The sequence below is a fragment of the Candidatus Contendobacter odensis Run_B_J11 genome, from assembly GCF_000531125.1.
Lineage (GTDB): Bacteria > Pseudomonadota > Gammaproteobacteria > Competibacterales > Competibacteraceae > Contendibacter > Contendibacter odensensis.
Genome location: NZ_CBTK010000015.1, coordinates 1 through 9,814, shown reverse-complemented (window position 1 = coordinate 9,814; position 9,814 = coordinate 1). Strand labels below are relative to the sequence as shown.

The following is a 9,814-nucleotide window of genomic DNA, read 5'->3' as shown; positions in this document are numbered from 1 at the left end:
ATCCTGACCCGTCCCTTGATGGCCGATTTGCTCTCACAATCGGCTCAGATCGAGGAACTGCTGGATGCCTATGGAGCGCGTAATAATCAGCAGTGGTCTCGAATTCGGTCGCTCACTGCAACGATGAAGCTGTTCGCTGATGTTGGCTACGAACTCCTGCACATTAAACATTCACTGCCACTTTATCGGCTCTTGCCGATCCAGCGGGACTTCGCTGCGGACACCGCTCGTTCGCTGGATCTAACCCATGATATCCTGGTACGAGCGGCAGGCTGGATCCTCACTCAAGCCGCTCGCCTCAATCTGCCGCTCTCGACCACACCGCCCAACCCACAGGATTACGCCGAACACCTTCCTCCAGGTCGTCTGCCCAGTGACCGCCCGGTGCGCCGGGTCAAGAGTACCTCGGAAACCGTCACTCACCTTGCGACTGCTTATCTAAACCTGGCTGCTGACAGTGAATTACTCTATATCGCCGGGCGAACCGAACCGGCTGACTATGCGGGTTGTTTTCCCAAACCGGTGAGCGAGGACAGCCTGCGCTATCTGAATTTTCGCTTTCACAGCCTGCAAGCGCTGTATGACACCCATGTCTCCGAGACTGAAATTGAATACCTGGATGCCGATTTACCGATCCTGCGTGGACATATCAGCGTCATCTACCACCTGCTCGAAATCGCCACGCACCTGGTTCACTACTATGAACGCCACTTGAATATCCGTACCGGCGATTCGTCGTTGCGCCGCAAGCCGGTGATCGCGCCCGAAACCCTGCTGGATATGCTGATGAGCTACTCGATCACTTATGCAGGGCTTTATCTGGACCTTGGGCGGCACCTGTGCCACGCCATGCTGAAGTGTTACGCGGAAGTGGGCACAATCAAGGCGCCGGTACCCTGCTATCGCGGCTTTCATGTCCGCCCGGCCACCTTGGTCGCCAAGATTGTCCAGCACTACGGCAGCGATGTTCACATGGAGTTAAGCGGTCAGAATTACGATGCCAGTTCGCCGCTGGATCTGTTTCGCGCCAACGAGAAGATCAATGCGCAAAAACGGCGCTGGCTGGTTACGGAAATCGAGCATCTTTCGCGACCCGATGGCGACTTGTCTGACAGTCAAATCCGAACCACCGTCCTGGATGTACTGTTCAAGCTGACCGAGCAAGGCAAACTGGTCATCTATCAACAGCCGCTACAACTGTCAGGGGAATTCAGCCACGAGGGAATTTTGCTGGAGAAAGTGACGGCTGAAATCGCCCGCTTGCAAGCCACCGGACAGATCGACATTAAAACCGATCTGAGCATCGCCTTCACCGGTGACAAGCGGGTCTTAAGTGACCTCAAACTGCTGGCCAAATCAGGCTACGGCGAGGATCGTTTTGGCAATAACATCACGCTACCCAAGGAACTCGCGTATTTGCGCCGATAGCTCTACCAGACTGATGCGGCGATTTTGAACAATGGATTGAGCCGCATGTGGATTCACTCGAGTTTAGCCGCTGGTGCCCATAACCGCTCCAGGCAAGGCATATCATCGCCGAGCAGTGGCCGCAGATAGTTGCGAAAGGCATTGGTCACATTGTTGCCGTCTGCGTTGATGAACTCGTCAGGCAAGCGCCGGGTCTTGGCGGCGATGTCTGCCAGGTTGGCGAGTTCGTATTGCACGGCATAGTCGCCCGTGCGCTTAATGACTACCGAGCCATTCCTATTCTGCCCGCAGGCATAATGCACCGCCTTCTCGCCGACTTCACGCGCTTCGCGGGCATCCACACTGGATACCGCGCCGGGGAATGAGCGTTGTAGATAACCGAAAGTATCCGCACGCACCCGCTTGATCCCCAACTGTTTCTGCACCACATCGGCCAGCTCGTCGGCCAGCACGCCGCCTGAAAGCTGGATATTGCCGTGGGCGTCCGTCTGCGGCTCACGGCCAGCCTTGCGCATCAAATCCACCGCTACCGGAATTTCTTTTCCCTGCCCGTTGCGGGTGGCCCACACCCCTTCCGACAGCGCCACAATACAGCGGCCATGTTGCTTAAAAACCTGATCAATGTCGCCCAGATAGCGATCAATGGAGAATTGCCGCTCTGGCACATAGATCAGGTGCGGGCCGTCATCGTCGTGCCTACGCGCCAGTCCCGCTGCCGCCGTCAGCCAACCGGCGTGGCGGCCCATGATCACCGCAATATAGATACCTGGCAGCGCGGAGAGGTCGGCGTTGATCCCGCCGATTGCGCTGGCAACAAAACGGGCAGCGGAGGGATAGCCCGGGCAATGGTCGGTGATGGGCAGATCATTATCTATCGTCTTCGGGATGTGGATAGCCCGCAGCGCGTAGCCTTCCCGGTTGGCGTGTTCGCTCACAATCCGCACCGTATCCGATGAATCATTGCCACCAATGTAGAAAAAGTAGCGGACATCGTGCTTCTTGAAGACATTGAAGATGCGGTTGCAATACTCCGCATCCGGCTTGTCGCGGGTAGAGCCGAGCGCTGACGAGGATGTCCGGGCCACTCGTTCCAGATTGTGGGTAGTGGCTTCGGACAGATTGACCAAGCGTTCATCAACAATGCCGCGCACCCCGTGCCGCGCACCCCAAACCGCCGTGACCTCCGGGAACCTGCGCGCTTCGAGTACCGCGCCGACCAAACTTTGATTGATCACTGCCGTAGGACCGCCCCCTTGAGCAATTACGACTTTGCCTGTTAAACGACTCATGGCGTTTATTCTCCTATCAAGATGATGGTATAAATAGATTTGACCGGATTGTTAGCAGTCCGTCGTGAGGGATCAAACCACGCCATCCCGGCGCATCATCGATACCGTCGCCGGTCGCTGTGTCGGTCCCGTTCCCGCAGCCGCTCCAATTTTTCGCTAATCCGGCCTTCCAGTCCATTCACAGTCGGCTGGTAATAACGGGCGTCTTTCAGCGCTTCCGGGAAATAGCATTCCCCAGCCGCGTAGGAATTCGGTTCGTCGTGGGAATAGCGATAACCCTCGCCGTGGCCCAGTTCCCGCGCCAGCGCGGTGGGCGCATTGCGCAAGTGCGGCGGAACCTCCAGCGTGCCGCAGCGTTCGGCGTCAGCGCGAGCCGCCTTGAATGCGGTGTACACGGCGTTACTTTTCGGCGCCACCGCCAGATAGACCACGGCTTGAGCAATAGCCAGTTCGCCTTCCGGACTGCCCAAGCGCTCCTGCGCCTCCCAAGCGTCGAGCGCCAACCGCAGTGCGCGCGGGTCGGCGTTGCCGATGTCCTCGCTGGCCATCCGCGCCACCCGGCGGGCGAGGTACAGCGGATCGCAACCGCCGTCCAACATCCGCGCCAGCCAGTACAGCGCTGCATCCGGGCTGCTGCCGCGCACCGCTTTATGCAACGCGGAAATCTGGTCATAGAACAGATCGCCGCCTCGATCAAAGCGCCGCAACGTCCCGTCGCTCATCACCGCATCCAGCGCCGCTTCCAGCCGAATCCCCTGGGCTTCGGCCAGTTCCGCCGCTAGTTCCAGCCAAATCAGGGCGCGGCGGGCGTCGCCGTCAGCCGCCTGGGCCAACCGTTCCCGTGCTACATCTTCCAGTGGCCAGCGCCCGCCCAGGCCCCGTTCTGCATCGCCCAGTGCCCGCTCCAGCATCTGTCCGATAGCGGCGGGCTCCAGCCGGTTCAGCACATAAACCCGTAGCCGCGACAGCAGCGCGTTATTGAGGGCGAAACTGGGATTTTCGGTGGTCGCGCCGATGAAAATCAGCGTGCCGTCCTCGACATAGGGCAGAAAAGCATCCTGCTGAGTCTTGTTAAAGCGATGAACTTCGTCCACGAACAGCACGGTGCGGCGCTGCTGTTCCCGCCACAGCGCTTGCGCCCGCTCCACCGCCGCCCGCACCTCGCGCACCCCGGACGTGACCGCCGACAGCCGGATAAATTCAGCCTGACCGGCCTCAGCCAACAACTGCGCCAGCGTAGTCTTACCGGCGCCGGGCGGTCCCCACAGCACCATGGAATGGGCCTGACCACGCACCATGGCCCCCCATAGTGGCTTGCCCGGCGCCAGCAAATGCGCTTGCCCTACGAACTCATCCAACTGGCGCGGTCGCAACCGGTCGGCCAAGGGCCGGGGTAAATCTGTGACCGCCATGCGCTCAGCCTTTATCGCCAACCACGTCCACGCCGGGCGGCGGCGTGAATTTCAGCAGGGCGGGATCGAGGGTGGGATTGCGTTCCAGCTTCTGGAAATCCAGCCGGGTGCGCTGGCCGAAGCTGTCCTCCAGTTCCAGACTGACCAAGGTTTCACCCTTGAACGCCACTCGCAGCAACCGAAATTCGGGCTGTGGCTGTTTAGGCGTTAGTTCATACCAATCCAAACCATCCCGATTGCGGACTCCGCCGACGGTGAACGTCTCTTCAATCGGCGCTACCCCGCTCAACAGCGCCAGCGGGGTTGAAGCCAACGCCCGATCCAGTTTCCGCACCGTCACCTGCGCCAACCCCACATCGTAGGCCCAGAGCCGCTCGCCATCGGCGACGATAATCTGTTCAGCGGGGGTCCGGTAATCCCAGCGGAACTTGCCGGGCTTCTGCATCAACATCTGGCCGCTGGAGGTCTGCATGACCCGCGACTGCTCGTCGAACACCCGCTGGATAAAATCTGCCCGCAGCGATTGCAGGTTTTGAAAATAGCGCTGCACCGGTGATGAGGTCGCAGCCCCTGCCGGCAATGCCAACAGCAGACTTAGCATCAGGACGATCAATTTTAATGGGCGTATCACGTTGTGTACCTGAGTGAGGGATGTTAAGCATAGACCACCGATGCACGGCAAAAAGCGGTCTGCGGGTTACGCCAAGGGCCGGGTTTCGCTATTTACGCGGGACCCTTCACATCTGATCGAATGGACTGATCACACCTTTACCACCCCGGTTGAGAACATGGGTGTAGATCATGGTGGTGTTCACGTCTTTATGACCGAGCAATTCCTGCACGGTGCGGATATCGTAGCCCGCCTGCAACAGATGGGTGGCGAAACTGTGACGCAGGACATGCGGAGTGCAGGGTTTGTCCAGACCGGCTCGGCGGGCGGCGTCCTTCACCGCTTTCTGCACCGATTGCTCGTAGATATGATGGCGGCGCTGGAGACCGCTGCGCGGGTCGGTGGACAGTACCGGACTGGGAAACACATATTGCCAGCCCCAACTCACGCCGGCCTTGGGATACTTCGCAGCCAAGGCATTGGGCAAATACACGTCACCGAGACCGGCTGCCAAATCTTTATTGTGGAGTTGGCGAGCTTTTTCCAACTGATCGCGGAGCGGTGAAATCAGGTTTTCGGGCAACATTGTGATGCGATCTTTATCGCCCTTACCTTCACGAATCATGATTTCGCGGCGTTCAAATTCGATGTCCTTGACTCGCAGCCGCAGACCTTCCATGACTCTCATCCCGGTTCCATAGAGCAGCGATGCAATCAGCCACATTGTGCCGTTGAGTTCGTGGAGCAAGGCACGGACTTCACGCGGGGTCAGAACCACGGGCAGTCGTTTACTGACCTGCGCCGCAGTCACATCGCTCAGCCAGGGCAAATCGATCTGCAACACTTCCTTGTACAGAAACAGCACCGCTGCCTTGGCCTGATTTTGAGTGGATGCCGAGACCTTGCGTTCTACCGCCAGATGGGTGAGGAAGGCTTCAACTTCGGGTGCGCTCATCTCACGGGGATGGCGCTTGTGGTGAAACAGGATGAACCGCCGCGCCCAATCAACATAGGCGCTTTCGGTCCGAATCGAATAATGCTTGACGCGAATGCGCTCACGCATCTGATCCAGCAGTTTTGGCGGCGGCGGCGGCGAAAGTTCCATCCGTTGAAATTTAGGCGTTCTAAATCTAAAGATCAAGGTGATTTTAGAAAAAAACTGATTAAAATCATCAGTAATTATAAAAATTAATATTGACTTATACCGCGTTTGCCGCTACGGTTGCGGTAGACTAATTCTAGTTAGGCTTTACTGAACTAAGGCATTGAGGCGGAATATGGGCTACGACAAAATAGCTGAACTCTGCGGGCAACTCTCATACCGAGATAAATTTAGGCTTGCTCAACTTCTTATTCAAGTTGCTAGGAAGGAAGAAGAGGAGAAAAAACCTGATGGTAGGACTCCAGCAATAGGTGATTTTCATACCATCGAGTACGTCGCAGAACGCTTAATGAAATCAAAACCGGCAAAAAAAGCTGCCCTATTAAATTTCATTGGAGCCATGTTCCAGTTCCAAGGCGGTATTTCAGATGAAGACAAAGAGACAATAGTAAGCGAGCTTCAAAAGAAAAAGTGGCTTAATATTGACAGTAATGACCGAGTCTCATATAAAACTTGAATCTCTGCGAATCGGCAAGTGCTGTAGTCGTGTAGGCTGAGTTGTCGTCTTTTCGGCAACCCAACATTCAATCAACCGGAGCCTAACTGGGGCTTGCACCTGACCCCGCGACGCGGGGCAGGTGAAGCGGGTCGTTAGGCGGTACGCGGGCTGACCTAAGAAAAGCCAAACCTTTGACGATAGGCAAAGGCAGCAAGTACAGTTACTGCTTAGCGTAAGTAGCCAAAGGATTCGATATATGCAAAAATGAAAAAAACCGTCATGTTAAGGAACTAAACCAATGAGAATTGCATTAAGAACAAGTGGAGGACGTGGAGAATATGAAGTTGCTGGCTCGCATGGCAGTATAACCGTTTCTGATATTATTGATTTTCATATTCAATTGCAGATGCTACCAAATCAATTTATTGATACAAATAACTACATTAGGCGAGTTCAAGGGAAGCCACGCATAAGACTTAGTGATCAAAAGCAGGATCAACATATCTATTTAACGATTGCTGATATTTTGTTAATGCCAAAACCAAAAAGAGAGCTTTCAAAAACTCCAGGAGGAAAACTACAATTAACAGAAAACAATTATTCAATATCATCTATTCAGTTTGACATAATAAAAAAAGGCACCAATTTAATATCAATACAACCAACAGATATAGTGCTGGAAAATTCTGATCGTGATTTGGCGCGCATTGATATATTAGAACGGTTGAGAATAATACTAGATGTATGGGGACGGTTATCTACTGAAAATGATGAACTTTCTAATAAAATTAAAAATCACAAAATTGCTATATTTTCTGGAAATATTCGTAATGTGATAATTTCTGCTGGCGAAATAAGAAAGCTATTTGATATTAATGACCCTTTAAAAGAAATACTAATAAAATACAACATTATTAGTGAATACAGTTATTGGATGGGTGTTCATAGGGAAGATGTTGAATTATCAATAATTGAGGAAGATTTAACTAATCCAAGAGAAGCAGCTATGAATCGTATAAAACGCTGGAGATTGCAAGCATCACGAGGTAGCAAAGGCGACAAATTTAGCCGGGAGGTTAAAGCAGTGTATAATAACAAATGTTTATTTACAGGATATTATTTACCAAAATCAATTTATTTTAACACCTCCGGGGTTGATTCTGCACATATCTTACCTTGGGCTGAATATGACCTAAATTCAGTAAGTAATGGTTTATGCTTAAGTAAGCTATGCCATTGGGCTTTTGATTCAGGCATTCTTGTTTTAAAACCTTCAAGTTCTTCTTATGAGTTATCAATATCAGAAGCAGCCTTACAGGCTGAAAAAGAAGGAATGATAAGTTTAGAAGGATTTAAGCTATTAGAAGGGAAGATACCAACATCACGACTGCCAGCAGATAAAAAGAATTGGCCTTCACCTTATTTTATAGAGCAATACAATCAATCTTTTATGCTTTAGATTTTTGCTTCAAGAAGATAGTTTCTTATCTTGTGAGCCAACCATTCAGCAACAGGCGGTGTAATGGCGTTACCGAGAGCATGGTATCTTGCTGAGTCAAGCTCATCACCAACAAATTCTTTAGAATTTGGAATTGTCCAATTTTTAGGAAAAGACATAACCCCTTCACATTCTGAAGGAGTCAGTCGTCTTATCATGCCATCTCTAGGGTAACAAACATAATTTCTACTCCAATCAGTGCCTGTGTGCCTAGCTGATGTAGCATATAAGCAATAAGCGATAGATTGTATTACTGGTCCTTTGCCGCTAGGGTCTCCAATGATTTCTTGAAATGGGGTTTTAAATTTCTTCCCATTCTTGTCGCTCTCCGAAGAATCCCCCGTGCCGCATTCGGACTCAAAAAGTATTTTTCCTGGGCCTCGCAGGTCTCTATAACATCCGACAATGTAGACTCTTTGGCGTGACTGGGGGACTCCGAAGTTTTTGCTGTTAAAAGTACGCCATCCAACAGCATACCCGAGTTCGGCCAACGTTGAGAGCAGGATTGCAAAATCTTTTCCCTTGTGGGAGTTAAGGATACCTGCAACGTTTTCAATGACAACAATTCTGGGTAATCCTTCTCCAACCAGTCGAGCAAACTCATAAAATAATCCTGATTGATTCCCTCTAAGTCCTGCTCGTTTACCCATTCGAGCGAGCGATAAATCTTGGCAGGGGAACCCTCCGACCCAAACGGTTGAACTTGGGATTCTGTCATGTCTCACATCCCTTATATCTGAGAATTTTGGAATTTTAGGCCAGTGCTTTGCCAAAATTGAATTACAAAACGGCTCAATTTCGCATTGCATACTAATCGCAAAACCTGCATTTTCAAACCCAATATCAAATCCTCCGATTCCAGAAAAAAATGAGGCAACTTTGATTTTTTGCGCTGTATCACAAGCACTTGATGGCTTTATTATTTCAATGGATTGTTTCATAGTTGCCTATCACCCTAAGGGAATAAAAGCGCCAGAAAGCAGATAAATTATAGCATAAATCAGAAATAAAATCAAAATACGGCAACAAAAACAGTAAATTACAACAATTTAACTACTATGATCCATAACGATTTAGCCATATCATCGCCTAACTGGCTGCTGCACCGGAGACCGCGCCATAGCCAGTGCTGGCATTTGAACGATCATCGAGTGGCGCGGCCCCGGTGAGCAAATTCGTTAGGCGCGACACAACAACTTATGGAGGTGTTCTATGGCACTGTGTGATTTTCGTTCTGTATTTATGCCATATTGTTTAGTCAAGCAAGCTAATGGCAAATATGTTGTACTCAACCGCGAGTATAAGCCGATCGGTTTCTTTACTACCGAATGGATAAATTATGAAGATTATCCTATTGCTGTAGAAATTGAAGGCATTGGACCTGCTACTGCAAAAAAACTTTCAGTAACATGTGAGTCTGATATTGAAAAAATATTCTTATATAATGACGGATGTGTTCCAACACAAAGTGATAAAAATATGAAGAATTATCTAAAAAAATTAGAAATTCTTGCTAAACTAAAGATAAAATCATCTTAATATTATTCAGATTACATGGCCGAAGTATTTAGGAAAAACTTTTATGACAAATTATCACACAATTATTGAGATAATAGGGGAATTTATTGGAATGGGATTTGGCTCATTGATGAATCCTTTTCTTTGGCTAGTTGCAATTTGGTTGTCAATCAAAGATAAACGACTTCAACCGATCGTTCTTTGGTCTGCATTAGTAAATGCAGCCTGTTGGGTTGTTGTTATGCAAACTTCTCTTTTATATACGGGAGGACCCAATGTATCAATAATCTTTGTATTTTTAGCAACAGGATTCGCGGGAGGTATATTAGGTTTTGTATGTTACTTATTTGTTAGAATTTTTAAAAAGCCCGTACCTTCTAACCAAGAAGCTACTTCTATAGCTCTCCTATGCAGGTTGTGGAATTTTTAGATATAGCTCTCCTATGCAGGTTGTGGAA

Annotated in this window: 10 protein-coding genes; 5 read left to right on the top strand and 5 right to left on the bottom strand. The window is 50.5% G+C overall.

Features of this window, described 5'->3' with window-relative positions:
- Nucleotides 1–1,428, top strand: a 1,428-nt coding sequence (locus tag BN874_RS01020) for an HPr family phosphocarrier protein (RefSeq protein ID WP_320411436.1), incomplete at its 5' end; no start/stop codon positions are given.
- Between the two features lie 53 nt (nucleotides 1,429–1,481).
- On the opposite strand, the gene BN874_RS01015 is transcribed toward BN874_RS01020, so the two are convergent.
- The 4 genes from BN874_RS01015 to BN874_RS01000 all read right to left on the bottom strand — a co-directional run bounded on the left by BN874_RS01015 (nucleotide 1,482) and on the right by BN874_RS01000 (nucleotide 5,844).
- Complete coding sequence (locus tag BN874_RS01015) at nucleotides 1,482–2,717, bottom strand: 6-phosphofructokinase (protein WP_034430296.1); 1,236 nt, start codon at nucleotides 2,715–2,717, stop codon at nucleotides 1,482–1,484.
- A 95-nt stretch (nucleotides 2,718–2,812) separates the two neighbouring features.
- Nucleotides 2,813–4,129 carry a replication-associated recombination protein A gene (locus tag BN874_RS01010; protein ID WP_034430294.1) on the bottom strand — a complete coding sequence of 439 codons (1,317 nt, stop codon included), beginning with the start codon at nucleotides 4,127–4,129 and terminating at the stop codon, nucleotides 2,813–2,815.
- A 4-nt stretch (nucleotides 4,130–4,133) separates the two neighbouring features.
- Nucleotides 4,134–4,760 (bottom strand): outer membrane lipoprotein periplasmic chaperone LolA, encoded by a 627-nt coding sequence (lolA, locus tag BN874_RS01005; protein ID WP_496109732.1) that lies wholly within the window; start codon nucleotides 4,758–4,760, stop codon nucleotides 4,134–4,136.
- A 106-nt stretch (nucleotides 4,761–4,866) separates the two neighbouring features.
- Nucleotides 4,867–5,844: an integron integrase gene (locus BN874_RS01000; protein ID WP_034430291.1), complete on the bottom strand. Its 978-nt coding sequence runs from the start codon at nucleotides 5,842–5,844 to the stop codon at nucleotides 4,867–4,869.
- 172 nt (nucleotides 5,845–6,016) lie between these two features.
- Here BN874_RS01000 and BN874_RS00995 point away from each other — a divergent pair, with 172 nt between their 5' ends.
- Together BN874_RS00995 and BN874_RS23155 are read left to right on the top strand one after the other, a co-directional pair.
- Nucleotides 6,017–6,358, top strand: a complete 342-nt coding sequence (locus tag BN874_RS00995; RefSeq protein WP_034430289.1) for a hypothetical protein — start codon at nucleotides 6,017–6,019, stop codon at nucleotides 6,356–6,358.
- A gap of 280 nt (nucleotides 6,359–6,638) precedes the next feature.
- Nucleotides 6,639–7,799, top strand: coding sequence for an HNH endonuclease signature motif containing protein (locus tag BN874_RS23155; RefSeq protein ID WP_081756046.1), 1,161 nt, complete (start codon nucleotides 6,639–6,641; stop codon nucleotides 7,797–7,799).
- Here the strand turns inward: BN874_RS23155 and BN874_RS23150 are convergent.
- Nucleotides 7,796–8,779: a DNA cytosine methyltransferase gene (locus BN874_RS23150; RefSeq protein WP_034430288.1), complete on the bottom strand. Its 984-nt coding sequence runs from the start codon at nucleotides 8,777–8,779 to the stop codon at nucleotides 7,796–7,798. The genes BN874_RS23155 and BN874_RS23150 overlap by 4 nt on opposite strands.
- Nucleotides 8,780–9,050: 271 nt before the next feature.
- On the opposite strand from BN874_RS23150, the gene BN874_RS24110 reads away from it, so the two are divergent.
- Together BN874_RS24110 and BN874_RS24105 are read left to right on the top strand one after the other, a co-directional pair.
- Nucleotides 9,051–9,377 carry a hypothetical protein gene (locus BN874_RS24110; protein ID WP_154724689.1) on the top strand — a complete coding sequence of 109 codons (327 nt, stop codon included), beginning with the start codon at nucleotides 9,051–9,053 and terminating at the stop codon, nucleotides 9,375–9,377.
- 43 nt (nucleotides 9,378–9,420) lie between these two features.
- Nucleotides 9,421–9,786: a hypothetical protein gene (locus BN874_RS24105; protein WP_154724688.1), complete on the top strand. Its 366-nt coding sequence runs from the start codon at nucleotides 9,421–9,423 to the stop codon at nucleotides 9,784–9,786.
- The last annotated feature ends 28 nt before the right edge of the window (nucleotides 9,787–9,814 follow it).